This window comes from Myceligenerans halotolerans (genome assembly GCF_054782975.1).
This window is the reverse complement of the sequence record NZ_BAAGRL010000004.1, coordinates 150,986-168,694: the sequence shown is the minus strand read 5'-3', so window position 1 is coordinate 168,694 and position 17,709 is coordinate 150,986. Positions and strand designations below refer to the sequence as shown.

The 17,709-nt window shown below is 71.6% G+C and carries 14 protein-coding genes; 5 read left to right on the top strand and 9 right to left on the bottom strand.

What is annotated here, in order from left to right; all coding sequences use genetic code 11:
- Nucleotides 1-5: 5 nt before the first annotated feature.
- Together ACYVK5_RS01690 and ACYVK5_RS01685 are read right to left on the bottom strand one after the other, a co-directional pair.
- Nucleotides 6-2,702 (bottom strand): phosphoenolpyruvate carboxylase, encoded by a 2,697-nt coding sequence (locus ACYVK5_RS01690; RefSeq protein WP_460701553.1) that lies wholly within the window; start codon nucleotides 2,700-2,702, stop codon nucleotides 6-8.
- Nucleotides 2,703-2,761: 59 nt separating this feature from the next.
- The gene (locus ACYVK5_RS01685) at nucleotides 2,762-3,664 is read right to left on the bottom strand and encodes a DNA/RNA non-specific endonuclease (RefSeq protein ID WP_460701552.1); all 903 of its coding nucleotides are present in this window, start codon (nucleotides 3,662-3,664) and stop codon (nucleotides 2,762-2,764) included.
- 227 nt (nucleotides 3,665-3,891) lie between these two features.
- Between ACYVK5_RS01685 and ACYVK5_RS01680 the strand changes: the two genes are divergently transcribed.
- From ACYVK5_RS01680 to ACYVK5_RS01670, 3 genes are all read left to right on the top strand, one after another.
- Entirely contained in the window at nucleotides 3,892-4,683 is a 792-nt protein-coding gene (locus ACYVK5_RS01680) for a deoxyribonuclease IV (RefSeq protein ID WP_460701551.1), read from the top strand.
- 94 nt (nucleotides 4,684-4,777) lie between these two features.
- Nucleotides 4,778-6,211, top strand: a complete 1,434-nt coding sequence (locus ACYVK5_RS01675; protein WP_460701550.1) for an outer membrane protein assembly factor BamB family protein — start codon at nucleotides 4,778-4,780, stop codon at nucleotides 6,209-6,211.
- A gap of 90 nt (nucleotides 6,212-6,301) precedes the next feature.
- The gene (locus ACYVK5_RS01670) at nucleotides 6,302-8,017 is read left to right on the top strand and encodes a PQQ-binding-like beta-propeller repeat protein (RefSeq protein WP_460701549.1); all 1,716 of its coding nucleotides are present in this window, start codon (nucleotides 6,302-6,304) and stop codon (nucleotides 8,015-8,017) included.
- A 38-nt stretch (nucleotides 8,018-8,055) separates the two neighbouring features.
- On the opposite strand, the gene ACYVK5_RS01665 is transcribed toward ACYVK5_RS01670, so the two are convergent.
- The 6 genes from ACYVK5_RS01665 to ACYVK5_RS01640 all read right to left on the bottom strand — a co-directional run bounded on the left by ACYVK5_RS01665 (nucleotide 8,056) and on the right by ACYVK5_RS01640 (nucleotide 14,191).
- Nucleotides 8,056-9,345 (bottom strand): hypothetical protein, encoded by a 1,290-nt coding sequence (locus ACYVK5_RS01665; RefSeq protein ID WP_460701548.1) that lies wholly within the window; start codon nucleotides 9,343-9,345, stop codon nucleotides 8,056-8,058.
- Nucleotides 9,342-9,944 carry a sigma-70 family RNA polymerase sigma factor gene (locus tag ACYVK5_RS01660; RefSeq protein ID WP_460701547.1) on the bottom strand — a complete coding sequence of 201 codons (603 nt, stop codon included), beginning with the start codon at nucleotides 9,942-9,944 and terminating at the stop codon, nucleotides 9,342-9,344. The genes ACYVK5_RS01665 and ACYVK5_RS01660 overlap by 4 nt, the downstream gene beginning before the upstream one ends.
- A gap of 131 nt (nucleotides 9,945-10,075) precedes the next feature.
- Nucleotides 10,076-11,671, bottom strand: coding sequence for an outer membrane protein assembly factor BamB family protein (locus tag ACYVK5_RS01655; protein ID WP_460701546.1), 1,596 nt, complete (start codon nucleotides 11,669-11,671; stop codon nucleotides 10,076-10,078).
- A gap of 98 nt (nucleotides 11,672-11,769) precedes the next feature.
- Nucleotides 11,770-11,979: a hypothetical protein gene (locus ACYVK5_RS01650; RefSeq protein WP_460701545.1), complete on the bottom strand. Its 210-nt coding sequence runs from the start codon at nucleotides 11,977-11,979 to the stop codon at nucleotides 11,770-11,772.
- Nucleotides 11,980-12,092: 113 nt separating this feature from the next.
- Nucleotides 12,093-13,271, bottom strand: coding sequence for an ABC transporter permease (locus ACYVK5_RS01645; protein WP_460701544.1), 1,179 nt, complete (start codon nucleotides 13,269-13,271; stop codon nucleotides 12,093-12,095).
- On the bottom strand, nucleotides 13,271-14,191 hold the full coding sequence (locus tag ACYVK5_RS01640; protein WP_460701543.1) for an ABC transporter ATP-binding protein: 921 nt from the start codon (nucleotides 14,189-14,191) through the stop codon (nucleotides 13,271-13,273). The genes ACYVK5_RS01645 and ACYVK5_RS01640 overlap by 1 nt, the downstream gene beginning before the upstream one ends.
- Before the next feature lie 271 nt (nucleotides 14,192-14,462).
- On the opposite strand from ACYVK5_RS01640, the gene ACYVK5_RS01635 reads away from it, so the two are divergent.
- The gene (locus ACYVK5_RS01635) at nucleotides 14,463-15,278 is read left to right on the top strand and encodes an MBL fold metallo-hydrolase (RefSeq protein ID WP_460701542.1); all 816 of its coding nucleotides are present in this window, start codon (nucleotides 14,463-14,465) and stop codon (nucleotides 15,276-15,278) included.
- Nucleotides 15,279-15,360: 82 nt separating this feature from the next.
- On the opposite strand, the gene ACYVK5_RS01630 is transcribed toward ACYVK5_RS01635, so the two are convergent.
- Nucleotides 15,361-16,104 carry a DUF305 domain-containing protein gene (locus ACYVK5_RS01630; protein WP_460701541.1) on the bottom strand — a complete coding sequence of 248 codons (744 nt, stop codon included), beginning with the start codon at nucleotides 16,102-16,104 and terminating at the stop codon, nucleotides 15,361-15,363.
- A 261-nt stretch (nucleotides 16,105-16,365) separates the two neighbouring features.
- On the opposite strand from ACYVK5_RS01630, the gene ACYVK5_RS01625 reads away from it, so the two are divergent.
- Nucleotides 16,366-17,703 (top strand): LVIVD repeat-containing protein, encoded by a 1,338-nt coding sequence (locus tag ACYVK5_RS01625; protein ID WP_460701540.1) that lies wholly within the window; start codon nucleotides 16,366-16,368, stop codon nucleotides 17,701-17,703.
- Nucleotides 17,704-17,709 lie beyond the last annotated feature (6 nt).

The window sequence follows — 17,709 nt, the reverse complement described above, 5'->3', positions numbered from 1 at the left end:
CTTCCTCAGCCGGTGTTCTGCAGGCCCGCCGAGACGCCGTTGACCGTCAGGAGCAGCAGGTGCTGCAGGCGGCCACGGTAGTGCTCGTCGACGGTCGAATCGCCGTCCGCGCCCGTACGCAGGCCTCGCAGCGCGCGGACCTGCAACAGCGAGAGCGCGTCGACGTAGGGCGAACGCACCTGCACGGCGCGGCCCAGCACCCGGCGGTCGGCCAGCGGATAGGCGTTGCCCGAGATCTTCAGCACCCACTCGCGGGTGAGGCGGAGCTCGTCGAGCACCATCCGCGCAAGGTCGTCACGGTCGCCGAGCGCCAGGTACATCTCCGCGATCCGCTCGTCCGTCTTGGCGAGCGACATCTCGACGTTATCCACCAGCGTCGCGAACAGCGGCCACCGGGCACGCGCCTCCCGGAGGCGGTCCAGACCGCCGTCGGGCGCCTCGCCGAACTCCTTGAGTGCCGTGCCCAGCCCGTACCAGCCGGCCAGGTTGATGCGGGCCTGCGACCAGGAGAACACCCACGGGATGGCCCGCAGGTCGTCGAGGCTGTTCACGGACAGGCCGCGCTTCGCCGGCCGGGAGCCGATCGGCAGCATGCCGACCTCCTCCAGCGGCGTGACCTCGGCGAACCACTGCGGGAAGCCCTCGGACTTCACGAGCTCGTGGAAGCGTCCCCGCGAAGCGGCGTCGAGGCGCTCGGCGAGCCCGGTGAACTCCGCCGCGGCGTCCGCGTTGCGCTTCTCGACGGACGGTGCCGACGCCAGCAGTGTCGCCGCGGCGACCTGCTCGATGTGTCGGGCGGCGATCACCGGGTCGCCGTAGCGGGCCAGGATGACCTCGCCCTGCTCCGTCAGCTTGAACCTGCCGTCCACCGAGTGCGGCGGCTGCGCGAGCACCGCGCGGTTCGCGGGGCCGCCGCCGCGGCCGAGCGCGCCGCCGCGGCCGTGGAACAGCGTGAGCGTGATGTCGTGCCGCTCGGCCCACTCCGCGATCCGTGACTGCGCCTGATCGGTCGCCAGCGTGGCCGAGACCGGCCCGACGTCCTTCGACGAGTCGGAGTAGCCGAGCATGACCTCGACCCGGCGCCCGTTGTCCGCCAGGCGCTTCTGCACGACCGGCAGTGTGAGCATCGACTCCAGGATGTCCACGGAGTTGCGCAGGTCGGCGAAGGTCTCGAAGAGCGGGATGGCGTCGATGACGGGGGCGTCGTCCGAGCCGTCGAAAGCGAGCGCCGCGAGCTCGTAGACGGCCGCCAGGTGCTCCGGCTCCTGGGTGAAGGAGACGATGTAGCGCCGGGCCGCGCGCTTCCCGAAGCGCTTCTGGACCGCGCCGAGCGCACGGAACGTGTCGAGCACCTCGGCGGTGCGCTCGCTCAGGTCGCCGTGCACGCCCTTCTCGCGGATCTCCTCGAGCGCCGCGGCGTGCACCTGGGAGTGCTGCCGGATCTCGAGTTCCGCGAGGTGGAAGCCGAAGGTCCGCACCTGCCACATGAGTCGCTGCAGGTCGCCGTACGCGGCGCGCGGCGCGCCGGCCGCGACGAGCGAGTCCTGCACGACCCGCAGGTCCTGCTCCAGTTCCTCGGCGTCCGCGTAGGCGAGGTCGGCGTCGCGGGTGCGCGTGGCGGCGATCCGGTCGGCGATGGCGAGCATCGCGGCCCGGTGCGGTTCACGCGGAGAGGCCGCCGCGGCCTTGTCGGCGAGCTCGCCCGACATCTGCTTCTGGCGGAGCAGGAGGCTGTTCAGCTCCGCCGACGGCGCAGTGTCGCCCTCGTCGAGCGTCAGCCGGCGGCCGGCCTCGACGGCGACGCGCTCCAGTGCCGTGAGCGCGTGCTCCGACGCGAGCGTGGCCGCCTTGCGGGTGACCTCGGCGGTGACGTTCGGGTTCCCGTCGCGGTCGCCGCCGATCCAGGACCCGAGTCGCACGAAGGGCTTGGCCACCGGGGCGACCTTGCCGGCGTCGTCGGCGAGCAGCCAGTCGTCGAGGCGGCGGTACACGTCGGGGAAGACATCGACCATGACGGTGTCGAACACGCCCATGATGGTCTTGACCTCGTCGAGCACCGACGGCTTGGACTGCCGGATCGGGGAGGTCCGCCACATGGTGTCGATCTCGGCGAGCAGCTTGCGCTCGTTCTCGGCACGGGAGACGCCGCCGAGGCGCTGCGCGTCCCGCTCGGCGAGGAGGTTCCCGATCCGCCGGATCGTGCCGCTGATGGCACGACGGCGAGCCTCCGTCGGGTGGGCGGTCAGGACGGGCCGGAACTCGAGCTCGTCGAGGCGGCGCAGCGCCTCGTCCCGCCCGACCTCCTCGGTGAGCCGCGCGAACGCCTCCGGGAGGGTGTCCTCCAGGACGGCGGGGCCGCTGGCCGTCTTTGCCTCACGGGTACGCAGCACGCGTACCCGGTGGAACTCCTCGGCGAGGTTGGCCAGGTGGAAGTAGCAGGTGAAGGCTCGTGCGACCTGTTCGGCGCGCTCCAGCGTGAAGCCGTCGACCAGCGACGCCGCCTCGGCGAGCGCTCCGTCCTGGCCGTTGCCGTAGGCGTCGATGGTCAGCTCGCGCAGCCGCTCCACGTCGTCGAGCAGCTCCTGCCCGCCGGCCTCGCGCAGGATGTCGCCGAGGAGGCCACCGAGCAGTCGGACGTCGTCGCGCAGCGGGTCGGGAATCTCGTGACGTGCCGAGCCGCGGGCAGTCGTTGTGTCACTCACGATCTAGAGACTATTGGTAACCGGCGTTGAGACGAACTTTGCGTCCGAACCCCGAACGGTCACGAACCACTCCGCAGGTGGATCTGGCCGCGCACGGTCAGCTCCGCCCAGCGCCGTGCCTGCGGCACCCGTTGTATGAGGATCCCGGCGGGTTCGTTGCCCGACGGCGGTTCCGGCTCGATGCCGAGGACGTCCGCGGTGAGCAGCGGGCCGAGGTCGATCGATGTGAGGGATCCCACGTCGACCACGGGTACCTGGTAGGTGCGGAAGGGCCCGAGCGGCGGAACCTGGTCCCGGGCGAGTGCCTGGGCGGTGATCGCCTCGAGGTCGACGTCGTCGAGCTGCGGGGTCTGGTCGAGCACGAAGGCGGCGGCGTAGAGGCGTGCGTCCTCACCGTCGTCGGCCGAGGCCCAGGCGACCACCTTCCAGAACATGCGAGGGATCGCGACGCCCCGGTAGACCGGGTCCTCGCCGTCCAGGACCGGACCGGTGAACACGACGATCCGGTGGTCATGGGAGTTCGCGTACTCCAGGACGTGGTCCTCGAGCCCGTTCCACAGGTCCTTCGACTGGTTGAACGCGCCCACCTGCGGTGCCGCGTTGGTAAAGGTGAACGTGTCCCTGTTCGCCTGCTCCGCGGACGCCATGTCGCCCCAGACCGGATCGAGCCTGCGCACGAGATGCCCGCGGTCCAGCGCGTTGCTCTCGTACAGGCCGTTCCCGGCCTGCTCGGCGGCCGGGACACGGGCGTCGAGCCGCCAGCCGCCGGTGCGGGGCAGGTCGACCAGTTTGCCGCCGTCGACGACGCAGGCGGTCACCGACGCGAGGCGGCGGGCGGGGTCCAGCAGCACGGTGAAGTGCGTGTAGTCGAGCCGGCGGGTCTCCTGGGCAGGTACGGGAAGCGGGACGGCGAGGCCGCCCGGGCCGATGAACTCGGCGTCGTATCCGGTCACGAGCGACATCGTAGGAGGTCGCGCGGGCCGGCAACCCCACCACGACGGCGTCGCTCGACCACGAGGCGGCGAGGGGACCACGACGTTGGACGGGACCATGAGGTCGGCGACGGGACCACGAGGTCGGCGACAAGATCGCTCGGCCGATGCGACGGAACCTCGTGGTGGTGGCGCCAACCTCGTGGTCGAGGGCTCGGCAGCGGCGTTTGTCCGACAGACCTCCTAGGCTGGGACGCATGGTGAAGATCGGTGCGCACGTGCCCCTGACCGAAGCCGTGTCCGAGGCGAAGAAGCTCGGGGCGGACCAGGTACAGGTGTTCCTGAGCAACCCGCAGCAGTGGAAGATCGCCCCGGACCTCGGATACGAGGGTGGCCCCGCGGCGTTCCGGGCCGACGTCGAGGCGGCCGGGCTGGACGTGTACGTGCACGCCCCGTACATCGTCAACGTCGCCAGCACGAACAACCGCATCCGGATCCCGAGTCGCAAGCTGCTGCAGAAGACGATGGATCGCGCCGCCGAGGTGGGCGCCCGCGGCGTCGTCGTGCACGGCGGCAACATCGGGGCCGGGGACGACCCGGCCAAGGGCTTCGACAACTGGCGCAAGGCCGTCGATGCGCTCGAGACCGACGTCCCCGTGCTCGTGGAGAACACCGCCGGCGGCGAGAACTCCATGGCCCGCCGGCTCGAGCGCATCGAGCAGCTCTGGGCCGCGATCCAGCAGGCCGACGGTTCCGACGTCGTCGGATTCTGCCTCGACACGTGCCACGCCTGGGCGGGCGGGCTCGACCTGGCCGAGGCCGCCGACCAGATCCGCGCGATCACGGGGCGGATCGACCTGGTGCACGCCAACGACTCCCGTGACCAGGCCGGGTCGGGTGCGGATCGGCACACCAACCTCGGGCACGGCAGCATCCCGGAGGAGCAGCTCGCGACCGTGATCGCGACGGCCGGGGCGCCCGTGATCTGCGAGACCAAGGGCGACATGGCGCCCGACATCGCCTGGCTCCGCGAGCGCCTGCCCGCCTGACGACCTCTCGTTCCTCCGGCCTGAGGGGTCGCGCGGGTGCGACAGCACCTGCCCGCACCTACCCGCACGGCGTCTTACCCGGGATGATGGGGGTATGGGCCGGCCCGAGAGCACGGACCGTGTCGTCTTCGAGCTCGAGGACGACGAGTCGCCCGCGCCTCCGGACGGCCCCGATGCGGAGCCGGGGTTCGGGGACGGAGAGGGTCCGGTGCAGCTCTCGGTGCCGTTCCGGCCGTGGTGGCGGCGCCGGCGGTGGTGGTTCGTGGCGGCGGTCGTGCTCGGGCTCGTGACGGTGGCCGTTGTCGACGAGGTGAACGAGCACCGCGAGCGGACGGAGCGGCTGGCGGCCGCGCCCGGCGGTGTGCTCTCCCTGGCGGACCCGCCGGACGCGCGGTGGCAGGTCACCGGGGTCGAGGACCCGTGGCCGTCGGCGCAGCTGGTGGTCGCGACGCTGCGTGGCGCGGTGGTCGGCATCGATCCCGCGTCGGGGCAGGTGGTCCAGGAGTTCGGGCCCGCCGCCACGACGCGGTGCGGTCCTGAGATAGGCCGTCCGGAGGTGCCGGTGTGCGTGTCCCTTGAGCGGACCCCCGGGCCTGCCGGCACGTACCTGACGGCGGAGCGGATCGGTCCGGAGCCGGCGGAGTCGCCGGCCAGCTCGGCGTGCGAGGGCGGCGTGTGCGAGTGGTTCGGCGCGATCACGGACGGCCGCGACGTGCGTGTGGAGGCCACGGACGCCACCACCGGCGAGGTCCGGTGGCGCCGCACCGTGGGGTTCCGGACGGAGGGCCGGGCGGAGAACTGCGCCGACGGGAACGAGCTCGACGTCGACTCGGTCACGCTCACGGCCACCGCGGATACCGTCCTGGTGGAGGGGTGCGGGATCGACGCCTGGGTGGCCTCGAACGGGCGGGTGCTCGAACGCGCGCGGACCGTGCGCGGCGACGTCGAGGTGCTGGCCCGCCCCGACGGCGGCTACCGCGCCTGGGCCCGGCAGGGCGCCATCGGCACGGGGCTGACCTTGATGTTCGCGCCGGACGCGAGCGGGCAGCGGGACGCGTCGGGCGTGGTGCTGGATCCGATCGCCACCGACGGCACCGAGGGCGGGGTCACCCTGGTCCAGCGCGGCGCCCGGCTGTTGCGCGTCGGGCCGGAGGGCCGGATCGTGTGGGATGTCGAGCAGAGTGCGGAGCTGTTCCTGGCGCGGACGCAGCGGGAGGGCGTGCTGCTCGGCCGTGACGGCGTGGCGACCGGGATCGACCTGGGCTCGGGTGCGACGTTGTGGCGCACGGAGGTGGGCCTGCCGGGCGAGGCGGCGTGGAACGGCTACGAGGACGAGGTGTCGTTCACGGACGGGAGGCGGGTGACGGTCGTGATCGAGGAAGCGAGCGGTGGCCGCCGCGCCGTCACGCTGGACGTGAGGTCGGGCGAGGAACGGTGGACCCAGGAGGTGCCCGACGGGTGGGAGGTCCGGGCCGTGCACGGCCACCTGGTGGCGGAGGACGGCGGCATGCTCGTCGGGCTGCGCTGACCGTTCGTTCTCAGGAAGATGTCACCTCCGCCAGATATGTTGCCTCGCAGCGACGGGTTCACGCGAAACGTTCGCGGCGAGGGAGACCACGTGGAGAAACGGCACCGGGAACAGATCGTCTTCGACCTGGTCGAGGGCGAGCACGAGATCGATGTGGCCGACGGCGGTCGTGGCGGGCAGGGAGGCCCGCCGCGGTCGGAGGGCGGTGAGCTCCTGCGCGACCTCGGTGCGGCGGTCGTCGCCGGCATGGTGCGGGCGCGCGGCTGGGTGTCCCGGCATCGCGTGGTGAGCCTGGTCGCGACGGGGGTCGCGGCCGCCGTCGTCCTGGGCACGGCTGCCGTAGGGACCGTGCGGGACCGGGAACGCGTGGAGCTGCTGAGGACCGCGCCCGGCGGCGTCGAGTCGCTGGCCGGGCCGCCCGCGGAGGCCTGGCGGTACGTGCCCGACGGCGCCACCGGCCTCGTGAGCTGGTACGGGCTCGGCATCAACGCCGTGGCGATGGGCGGGAACGTCGTCTTCCTCGAGGGCGAGCACAGCGAGCTGAATCGCTCGGGTCTCGATGGTTCGTTCCCGCGCCTGCGGTGGAGCGATGCCGATCTGGTGGCGGTGGACGTCCGTTCCGGCGAGGAGTCCTGGCGGGTCCCGCTCGGCGTGGATCCGGAGTGCACGCCGCCGGGGGCGGGCGGGGCGGCCCGGGCGCTGGACGAGATCGTGTGCCTGGTGGGACGGCCAGGCGAACGCAGCGCGGTGGCCGTGACCGCCGCGGGCGAGGCATCCGAGGCGCGGCGGCTGGATCCGGGCGACGCAATGCCCGGCGAGGTGGTGCCCGCGTGGGACGGGCTCGTCGTCAGGGTTCACCTCGAAGGTGACGTCCCCGAGGTCGACTGCTCGGGGGCCGACGTCTATCCCCAGGGATGCGTCGTGCCGGACGTCCCCGAGGATCGGGCGATCGTCGTTCGCGCCGAAACGGCCCGCAGCGGTGACGAGGTATGGCGGGAGGTCGTGCCATGGAACGGTGATCTCGAGATGTGCTCGCTGAGGCTCGACGACATGCCGGTTCCCGACGACGAGCCGGCTCCCGGCGAGGACGAGCTGGGCGTATCGGTCTGGGCGTCGCTGATCGAGGTGCGGAGCTGCGGCGTCGCCGCGACGTTCGGACCCGACGGGACCGTGTTCCCGGGCGGCACCGCGATGCTGGGAGACCTGGTCACCCAGTATGTCTACGACTACGAGACAGAGGAGTCCTCCACGACCGTCCGGACCACCGCCGGGCAGGAGGTCCTGGCAACGGACGGCTGGGTCGCCAGCGCCGAGGCCACCGACGGCACGCCGTCGGACCTGATCATCGTCGAGGACGGCCAGGGTCGCTGGACGCAGGGCTACCGCCGGGACGGAACGCGGGTCTGGGAGACGGAGAGCCCCGGTGGCATGGTCGCCAGGGTGGGGGACACCGGGATCTTCCGGTCCGCCACAACGGCGGTGGGTATGGATCTGCGCACGGGACGCCAGCTCTGGGAGTGGAACGCCGCGGACGAGGGAGCCCCCAGGACGCAGCCTCGGCCGACGACGTTCACGGACGGCTCCTCCGTGATGCTGGCCCTGCTGGGGTCGGAACACATGACCGCGATCTATGACGACGGAACGGTCGAGTCGAGCGACCCGGGCGGGATCCACCTCGTCGCCGTCGACGTCGACACCGGCCGCACCCGGTGGCAGGCGGAGCACCAGGACCTGAACTGGTTCGCCGTCGACGGACAGCTCCTGTCCGTCACCGCCGACGGCGCCCTGGTGGGCCACCGCGGCTGAGGCCGCGCGGGCCGGTGGTCCGCCCGCGCGGCCCCGGATCACTCGGTCACCGGCACCAGCCGGACCTCCACCTGGGCGACCGTGGAGTCGACGGCCTCCAGCTCGATGCCCACCTCGCCGTCCACGGAGAACGCGTCGCCGGTGTACTCGAGGCTCGAGATGTCGACGTGCTCCTCGCCGTCGCACCTGAGGGTCGCGGGCTCCGCACCGGGAGGAACCGCCCACGAACCGTGGAGCGTCAGGAGCGCGAAGTAGTCGCCGCTCACGGGCTCCGTGGCCGTCGCCGTGCAGCGGCTCCTCACCTCGAAGGCCGTGCCCCCGGCCGCCAGCTGCTCCGCGGTCCCCAGGTCGCCGAGGTACGAGACCCAGCGTTCCCGCTCGCCGACGCGGTCGAGGATGACGCTGTTGATGCCGCGCTGCGCGACGATCGCATCGTCGGGACCCTCCGGGAGCTCGATCGGTTCGGTCACGTCGGCCCTGCCCGCGCCGTTGACCGCCGTGCGCTCGCCGTCGGCGATCACCATCTGTTCGAGGGGGCCGGCGATCAGGGCACCGTCGGCTCCGCGAATCGTCATGGCCCGGACCTCGTACGTACCGTCCGGCAGCTCGCCGCTCGACCCCTCCGGCGCGCACTCGTTGAAGCCGGTGGAGGTGGCCTCGGTGACGCCCGAGATGTTCTCCGTGTTGCCGAACGGGAAGGGCGACCACCCGCCGATGTCGACGACCGTGCCGTCGGCGTCCGTCCAGACGAGCGTCGGCCAGTTCAGGTCGTCCGCCGGCAGTTCCTCGCCTTCGGGATCGAACACCTGGACGGGCACCGACTGGGAGTAGCCCCACTCACCGTCGTCGCCGATCGCGGCCGTCGTCCGGATGTCGTCGCCGTACACGAGCCGCACGTCGTCGGCCACGGCGACCTCGGACCACGGCACGCCGCAGGCCAGGCTCGTGGCGGCGAGCATCTCGGGCTGGTAGCCCTCGTCGAGTGCGAGGTCCTCCGCCGGAGTGCTCGGCTCGAGCCCCGCCGAGGCCGAGGCCGACGACGACGGCCCCCCCGGGAGCACCGGCGACGTGTCGTGGAGCGGGGCGAACTGTGTCGTGCCGAAGGCCAGCACGCCGACGACGGCCAGCACACCACCGCCGGCGGCACCCAGCTTCGCGGTCCGCCGCCGCCGCACGCGGCCCGCCATGTGGCCCAGCCCGGCGGCGGGTCCGGTCGGCGAGTAGGGATCGACGCCCTCCGCCATGGCGGTGAGGGTCTCGGCCAGGACACGGCTCCCGTCCGGGTCGATCCAGCCGTGGTCCGGGGTCCGGTCGCTCTCGTGGCTCATCGGTGGCCTCCTTCGGCCGCACTCGTCGTCGGTGCCAGGACGCCCCGCAGGACGTGCATGCTGTCGTGCAGGTAGCGCTTCACGGTGCCCGGCGCGGTGCCGAGCGTCTCCGCGACCTGCGAGATGGTCATGTCCTCGAAGTAGCGCAGCACCACGGCGGATCGCTGCCGCGGCGTGAGTTCGTTCAGCGCCTGCACGACGTCGGCGCGGGCGGTGATGCCCGAGTCCGGGAACCGCACGTGCGCGGGATCCGCGATCCGCGGTTCGAGCGCGTCCCAGCGCTTCCTCCGCCGCCAGCCGTCCAGGTAGAGGTTCAGGATCGTGCGGCGCACGAACGCCTCGACCTTCTCGACCCGCATCGGCGGCTCGGGCTGCCCGGCAGCGGCGTCGTGCAGCGACACCGTGCGCATGCGCGGGTCGCCGGACGTGCGCCCGCCGCGCACCGCGCGCGGCGTCACCAGCCGCGAGCAGTACCGCACCAGAGCCTCCTGGACCAGGTCCTCGGCCTGCCGCACGTCGCCGCACAGCGTGTACGCGTAGCCGGTCAGCGCACTCCCGCGTTCTCGCGCGAGCGTTTCCAGCTCTTCATGCCAACCCATCGCGGGCTCCCGTCCCTGGCTTCATGACCCTCTCGACGAACCCGACCCGCAAAGGGTTGTGCGGGACGACGGGACGACGGGACGACGGCGGGACGACGGTGCGCGACAGCCTGGGGTTCGGCCCGTCCGGGCTACTCGGCCGCGAGGAGACCCGTGATCCCGGTGCCCGTCATCTGGACGAGACGTCCGTCGACGCTTGCGACCTGGGCATACGGCTCGTCCTGGTGCACGTCCCAGGTGATCTCCCCCGTACTCAGGTCGAGCCCGACGAGCCGGAGCTGCCCCTCGCCGCCGGTCGACGGGCCGTCGACGACCAGCATCGCCGACCGGCCGTCGGTGTACGCGCCGAAGACCGCGCTCCCCACGACGGCGGCGGCATCCTCCCCCAGCACGTCGGCGGTCCAGCGACGGTCTCCGGTGTCGGCGTCGTAGGCCTCGGCCCGGCCCTCCTCCGTGAGCGCCACGACCACGTCCGCCGTCTGCACCAGGACGTCCTTGGTGCCCTCCCGCTCGGGAACCAGCCCGGGATCGAGCTCGGGGTCGTCGGTCGCCCACGGCACACGCTCCCGGCCCTGCGACCCGGCGTCCGGCACCGGCTCGCCGTCGGCGGTCGCGAGGCGCGCCGAGATCCCGCAGGCCGTCGCACTGATCCTGCGTTCGTCGGCGGACCAGGTCAGGTCGTCGAGCACGTCCAGCTCCGGGCCGTCGGCGCCCCACATCAGGCAGGACGTGCTCTCCAGCTCCGGATCGAACGCCACGGTGTGCGGGCCCCAGCGGAGCTCGCCCGTCGCGGCGTCCTCCACACGCACCGTGAGGCCGGGGGCGGACTCGATCGCGCCCTTCAGCGAGGCGACCCCGTCGTCGTTCTCGACCACGCGCGCGTCACCGAGATCGACGGGGGTCTCGTCGCGGCCGAGCACCGCGAGGCCGCCGTCGGGCAGCGGGGCATACACGGGCGCGGTGCCGGCCTCGGCGTCCGCGTCGCCCGGTTCGAGCGTGCGACGCTCGGTGTCACCCCCGGCGCCGATCACGACGACCTCGGGCGCGACCCCCTCCGTCACGCACACCAGCGGGTCCGACGGCGTCGCCGTGCGCACCGCGACCGAGCCGACCGCGCGCCGCGACGGGCCACAGCGCAGGCGAGCGCCGTCGGCCACGGCCCCCGGCTCCAGGACCTCGACGGTCCACAGTTCCTCACCGGTCGCGGGATCGAGTCCGAGCACGTTCCCGCCGGCCGTGACCGCCGCCAGGTCGCCCACCGGGACGATGCGCGGCTGGACGGCTGCGCCCAGATCGACGTGCCAGGCCTCGCCGGGCGCCCCCGCCAGGGTCAGGACGCCGCCGGGCGCGACGCGCAGCCGCTCGTCGCGCAGGTGAGCCTGCAGCGCGAGCCCGCCGGCCACCGCACCGGCCACGACCACGGCGGTACCGCCCAGCAGGATCGCCCTGCCCTTCGTACTTGCAGGGAAGGCCGAGCGGACCGACCTGCCGGCCGCGCCGAAGGCACCGGCGCCACGAGACGCGGTGCGCCGGATCACCGAACCCGCGCGGGCCGCGCCCGCACCGGCGCGTCGGCGCACCCGTCCCAGCGGACCGGGTCCCGCCTTCCTCGGCGTGTCGTCCCCGAGTCCGTCCGCATCCGACACGGACGGGTTCTTGATGTGCTCAGGCACGCTGTCGAGCAGCACACCGTCGGCATCGCGCGGGGCGTCCTCCTGCTTGGGCATGGCCCGGAGTTTTCCACACGGGTGGCCCCGCAGGCCATGGGGTCCACTGCCCTGCCGCCGATGCCGCTCCTCGCCGCTGTGCGGGCAGGCATCGCCTGTCAGAGGCCCCGCTTCGCCGCCGTCTCCACGACGAGGTCCAGCAGGGCGGCGTTGGCACGGCGCTTGCGGTCCTGCGGGTCGCAGGTCAGCGCGTCGCCGGCGTTCCGCCGATCCTGCGCGACCGCGAGCTCGCGATCGTGTTCCGGCGTCCGCGTCCGGGAACGCTCGGCGGCTGAGACGATTGACTTCATCCGGGTCACGGCATCCATGTCGGCCTCCTCAGGTGGCAACTGCGGGCTGTTCGCCCACGCGTTCCCATGCTGGAGTCCAGGAGTTTCACCCGTGTTGCCACCACGGGACAGTCTCGTGACCTACCTTCATCTCACCCCGCGCGCAGCGCCTGCCTCCAGCCCATGCGCCCGCCGGTCTGCAGCAACGCCCGGCGGTACGCCTTCTCGGAGACCAGCACCGCCCCGGCGGCGAACGCCGCGAGCAGGACGAGCGACACGACCGGCTCCCACCAGGCCGCACCCCCGGACAGCACGCGTACCGGCATCGAGACGATCGACGTGACCGGGACGAACGACAGCACCCGCTCCAGGGTCCCGTCGGCGCCGAACGTGGTCAGGTAGACGGCCATGAGCACCACGGTCATGGGCGCGGTGGTGCCCTGCAGGTCCTCCGTGCGGGACGCGAGCGCGCCCCCCATCGCGTACAGCGACGCGACCGCCACGAAGCCCACGGTGAAGAACACGACGAACCAGCCCAGCGATGCCGTCATCGTCGGCACCGCGGCCTTGAAGTCCGTCAGGGCCAGCCCGACCAGTCCCACCGACGCGAACAGCACGTTCTGCGCCAGCGCGATCGCCGAGTTGCCGAGCACCTTGCCCGCGAGAACGTGCCGCAAGGGCACGGCCGACGCGATGATCTCCACGAGCCGCGACTGCTTCTCCTCCACGACGCTGGCCGCGATCATCTGCCCGGAGCCGATGGCCCCCATGAAGAACAGGAACGCCAGCGCGAAGCTCGCGAACTGCACCACGCCCGGTTCGACGGCGCTACCGTCGAGCCGCTCCGTGACCAGTTCGCCACCCGCGGCGAGCTCGTCGAAACTCGTCCCCAGGACCTGTGCGTGCTCCGTCACCGTCACCCGTTCGACGACGGGCGTGAGGAGCCGCGTGAGGCCCCCGCTCGGCTCGCGCCAGCCGGACAGGGTCCAGCCGTCCTGCCCGCTGCTGAGCCACACGTCGGCGGTCTCGTCCTCGAGCGCGGCGCGCGCCGCGCGGGCGTCCGGGACCTCGTGCGCGGTGAGCTCGCCACCGGCCTCCCGCACCTCGGCCGCGGCCTGGTCGACGGCGGCAACGGCCGCTTCGTCACCGGCGGTGACGGCCACGTCATAGGTGTCGGTCTGCTGGGCCTGCCACGCGAAGAACCCGGCGATGCCCGCGATGAGCAGCACCGTGACCAGGAGCCCGAACAGGTATGCCTTGTTCATCACGCGCGCGACGATCTCGCGCTGCATGACGATCAGCCAGGCGGGGGATTCGTCTCGTCCGCGCATCAGGCAGCAACCTCTCGGTAGATCTCGGTCAGGCTCGGGCGCACGGGGGAGAACTCGCGGACGTCCCCGCGCTCCAGGGCGGAGTGCAGCAGCCGGCGGCCGACGCCGTCGTCGTCGGACACCTCGATCAGTGCGACGGAGCCGTCGACGTCGACCGCGCGGACGCCGGGCACGCTCCGCACCCAGCCGGCGTCGCCCGACAGCACGAGGCGATGGCGCACGGTGCCGCGCACGGAGAGCTCGGCGGGCGTGCCGTCGGCGACGACCTCGCCTCGCCGCAGGATCACGAGCCGCTCGCACAACCGCTCCACGAGGTCGAGCTGGTGCGAGGAGAACAGCACCGGCACGCCGCGCGCGGTGTGCTCGCGCAGCAGGTCGGCCATGCCGTCGACGGCTGCCGGGTCGAGACCGCTGAACGGCTCGTCCAGGATGAGGGCGCGGGGCGACCCCATGAGCGCCGCGATGATCTGCACGCGCTGCTGGTTGCCGAGCGACAGCTTCTCCACGTGTTCCTTCGCGCGGTCGGCCAGGCCGAGCCGTGCCAGCTGGTCGAGGACCTCGGCCCGCGCGGTCGCCGCGGGGATGCCGCGCAGCCGCCCGAGGTAGACGAGCTGGTCGAGCACGGCCTGCTTCGGGTAGAGGCCGCGTTCCTCGGGCATGTAGCCGAACGCTCGGCGGTCCGCCGCGGTGATCGGCCGGCCGCCGAACAGCGTCTCGCCCGACGTCGGCGCCAGGACCCCCATCATCATCCGCATGGTCGACGTCTTGCCTGCCCCGTTGCCGCCCACGAACCCTGTCAGCCGGCCGGCCGGTGCGCGGAACGAGACGCCATCGACCGCGCGGACCGCGCGGTCACCCGCCCCGAAGACGCGGACGAGGGACCTGACCTCGAGGTCGTCCCCCTGGTGTGCTGTGCTCATGCACCTCACGCTAGGGCGACGACGCGACGGAGGGGATCGTCCGCGAGACGGAGTCGCCTCCCCCTGCCGACGGGTTCCGCCGGCGGACGGCGGCGTGGAGCGGCGATGCGGTCGGCCGAGTGCCGAGCGGTCGGTCCGATGTCGAGAAGTCGGCTCCCCGAGCGACCGATCGTCCGACAACAGACCGACCGCTCGACACCCGCGCGATTCTCAGGCCGCCGGTGCGGGACCCGTTGACCTCAACCTCTGTCGAGGTCGTAACGTGGCGAGCATGACCTTCTGGATCTGCAGCACCTGCGGCGTCGAGCACGCCGAGCGACCCGCCGTCTGCGCGATCTGCGACGACGAACGGCAGTGGGTCCCCGCCGACGGGCAGCACTGGACCACCCTCGACGAGCTGTCCGCCGTCGGCCAGCGCATCGAGGTCTTCGAGTTCGAGCCGGACCTGTTCGGCCTGCACACCGTCCCCGACGTCGGCATCGGCCCCACCCCGAAGATCGTCCGCACGCCGGGCGGCAACCTCATGTTCGACGTCCCCGGCTACATCGACGACGACGCCGTGGCCGCCGTCGAGCAGCTCGGCGGGCTGGCCTTCATCGTGGCGAGCCACCCGCACATGTACGGCGTGCAGGTCGAGTGGAGCCGGCGGTTCGGCGGCGTCCCGGTGCTGGTCAGCGAGGCCGACGCCGAGTGGGTGGCGCGGCCGGACGCGGCGGTCGAGACCTGGAAGGAGAACCGGGAGATCCTGCCCGGTGTCACGATCACGCAGCCCGGCGGGCACTTCCCCGGCAACGCGGTGGCGTACTGGGCGGCAGGCGCGGAGGGGCGCGGCGTGCTGCTGACCGGCGACACGATCTTCGCCAACCCGGACCGGAAGACGGTCTCGTTCATGCGCAGCTACCCGAACCGCCTCCCGCTGTCGGGGAACGTGGTGCTGCGGATCGCGGACCACGTCGGCCGGTTCGACTTCGACCGGCTCTACAACAACTTCGACGGGATCATCGCCTCCGACGCCCGCGCCGTCGTGCACCGCTCGGCGGAACGCCACGCGGCGTGGACCCGAGGGGATTTCGACCACCTGACGTGAGCGGAGAGAGGTGCGCCACGAGGTTGCTTTCGCTTCGGCCGTTCATGGCGAAAGCAACCTCCTGGTTCACTCATTCATCGCTTCACAGCTCCGTCAGCATGTCCTCCATGCGGTCGATCTCGGCCGCCTGGTCGACGCCGATGTTGGCCGCCAGCTCCTGGATCATCTGGTCGATGCCCGTGCCGGCCACGTCCGAGCACATGGAGATCGCGCCCTTGTGGTGCTTGATCATGCCCTCGAGGAACAGGCGATCGAATTCCTCGCCGGAGGCGGCCTCCAGTTCGGCCATCTCGGCGTCGGTCAGCATGCCCGGCTGGAGCACCGGCTCGTGGTCGTGCGAGCCCTCCGGGAGGCGCGGCCCGGTGCCGTCCTCGTTCTCCGCGATCACGGGCACGGGCTGATCGCGATCGGTCAGCCAGTCCGACATCAACCTGATCTCGGCCCTCTGCGTGTTGTACATCCGGTCGGCAAATCTCTTGAGCTGTTCCGACGCCGCCTGTTCCGGCACCCACGCGGTCATCACCACCGCCTGGTCATGGTGGTAGATCATCCCGGTCATGAACTCTGCGTCCGCCTCGTTCCAGCCGTCCTCGACGGGGACGCCGTCGAAGTCCTCGGGGGCCACGGTCTCGGCGGGCTCTCCCGGCTTTCCGGGTTTGAGCACCATCGACGACGGCGTCGAGACTGCCTCCGGATCGTCGGCCGCGGGAGTGCAGGCGGCCGGCAGTGCCAGCGCGGCCGCGAGCAGGCCGGCCCCGGCCGCCCGGCGCCACCACGGCCGACGTCGTCCTCGAACTGGAGAATTGTTCGTGTTGCCTCGTGTCACGGGAAGATCATCTCGCGATCTCTGTCACCGGCGTGTAAAAAATATCCGCGAATGCTGGACGAAACCTTGATAGGGCGCAAGACTCACAAACGACCCTAGCAAGGAGGTGTGACGCGCGTGCGTCGATCAACCCTGAAGAGATCCCACCTGAGGGGCGCCGCTGGAGCTGCTCTGTCGCTCACCCTGGCGACTGCGGCCGTGGCAACGGTGGCACCGCTGGCGTCGGCCGAACCCGGTGATGGAGCCGGTTCGGAGGCGGCCATGTCCACGACGTCCGAGGTGGCCGTCGACCCCGACGTTCCGCCGGGCGAGGTCGAGAGCTTCAACATGGAGCACACGAGCAACGTCCCGAAGAACGGATCGATCCAGAGCACCGGCTCCGACATCGCGTTCCAGGGCAAGTACGCGTTCGCCGGGAACTACGACGGCTTCACCGTCTACGACCTGTCGAACCGCGCCGAGCCGGTCCAGGTGCTCCAGGTGTACTGCCCGGGCGGCCAGAACGACATCTCGGTGTACAAGGACATCCTGGTGCTGTCCACCGACTCGCGCCGCACGGACGACTCGTGCGACAGCGAGCCCACGTCCGACCTGCAGAACTACTGGGAGGGCATCAAGATCTGGGACATCTCGGATCCGCTGGACCCCCAGTACGTGAAGTCGGTGGCGACGGACTGCGGTTCGCACACCCACTCCCTGGCGCCGACCAAGCGAGGCAAGGACCTCTACGTCTACGTCTCGTCGTACTTCCCGAGCGACCAGCTCGCGAACTGCCAGCCGCCGCACGACCTGATCTCGGTCGTCAAGATCCCGACGCGGAACCTGGAGGCGGCGGAGGTCGTCGCCGAGCCGGTCCTGTTCCCGGACGGTGGCTACGAGTCGCCGTCGGGCCCGGACAGCTACTACTCGACGTCGGGCTGCCACGACATCACCACCTACGTGCAGCTCGACCTCGCGGCGGGCGCGTGCATGGGTGACGGCATCCTCCTGGACATCTCCGACCGGGAGGACCCGAAGGTCATCAGCAGCGTGCGTGACACCGAGAACTTCGCGTTCTGGCACTCGGCCACGTTCAACAACGACGGCACCAAGGTCGTCTTCACGGACGAGCTCGGTGGTGGCGGCCTCGCGACCTGCACGGACGAGTTCCGGCCGGAGCAGGGCGCCAACGGCATCTACGACATCGAGCGCACCTGGGGCCACGGCAAGGGCAAGGGCCAGCACTGGAAGTGGGGCAAGGAGCTCGTCTTCAAGTCGTACTACAAGATCCCGCGCACCAACACCGAGAACGAGAACTGCGTGGCGCACAACGGGTCGCTGATCCCGGTCAAGGGCAAGGACCTCATGGTCCAGTCCTGGTACCAGGGCGGCACCTCGGTGTTCGACTTCACGGACTCCGAGAACCCCGAGGAGCTCGCGTGGTTCGACCGCGGTGCGGGCCTCAGCGGTGGCGGCACGTGGTCGTCGTACTACTACAACGGCTACGTGTACTCGAACGACCTGTCGGTCGGCTTCGACACGTTCAAGCTCGACCCGTCCATCGACCGCAGGGCCAGGCGCCTGTGGTCGCTCAACCCGCAGGCTCAGCAGCGATTCTGAGCCGTT

Excerpts from the sequence above, each read along its gene's own strand:
- ACYVK5_RS01665 (WP_460701548.1), bottom strand. The coding sequence starts at position 9,345 with ATGAGCCACGAGAGCGACCGGACCCCGGACCACGGCTGGATCGACCCG.
- ACYVK5_RS01660 (WP_460701547.1), bottom strand. The coding sequence starts at position 9,944 with ATGGGTTGGCATGAAGAGCTGGAAACGCTCGCGCGAGAACGCGGGAGT.
- ACYVK5_RS01655 (WP_460701546.1), bottom strand. The coding sequence starts at position 11,671 with ATGCCCAAGCAGGAGGACGCCCCGCGCGATGCCGACGGTGTGCTGCTC.
- ACYVK5_RS01680 (WP_460701551.1), top strand. The coding sequence starts at position 3,892 with ATGGTGAAGATCGGTGCGCACGTGCCCCTGACCGAAGCCGTGTCCGAG.
- ACYVK5_RS01645 (WP_460701544.1), bottom strand. The coding sequence starts at position 13,271 with ATGCGCGGACGAGACGAATCCCCCGCCTGGCTGATCGTCATGCAGCGC.
- ACYVK5_RS01625 (WP_460701540.1), top strand. The coding sequence starts at position 16,366 with ATGTCCACGACGTCCGAGGTGGCCGTCGACCCCGACGTTCCGCCGGGC.
- ACYVK5_RS01675 (WP_460701550.1), top strand. The coding sequence starts at position 4,778 with ATGGGCCGGCCCGAGAGCACGGACCGTGTCGTCTTCGAGCTCGAGGAC.
- ACYVK5_RS01640 (WP_460701543.1), bottom strand. The coding sequence starts at position 14,191 with ATGAGCACAGCACACCAGGGGGACGACCTCGAGGTCAGGTCCCTCGTC.
- ACYVK5_RS01650 (WP_460701545.1), bottom strand. The coding sequence starts at position 11,979 with ATGGATGCCGTGACCCGGATGAAGTCAATCGTCTCAGCCGCCGAGCGT.
- ACYVK5_RS01685 (WP_460701552.1), bottom strand. The coding sequence starts at position 3,664 with ATGTCGCTCGTGACCGGATACGACGCCGAGTTCATCGGCCCGGGCGGC.
- ACYVK5_RS01635 (WP_460701542.1), top strand. The coding sequence starts at position 14,463 with ATGACCTTCTGGATCTGCAGCACCTGCGGCGTCGAGCACGCCGAGCGA.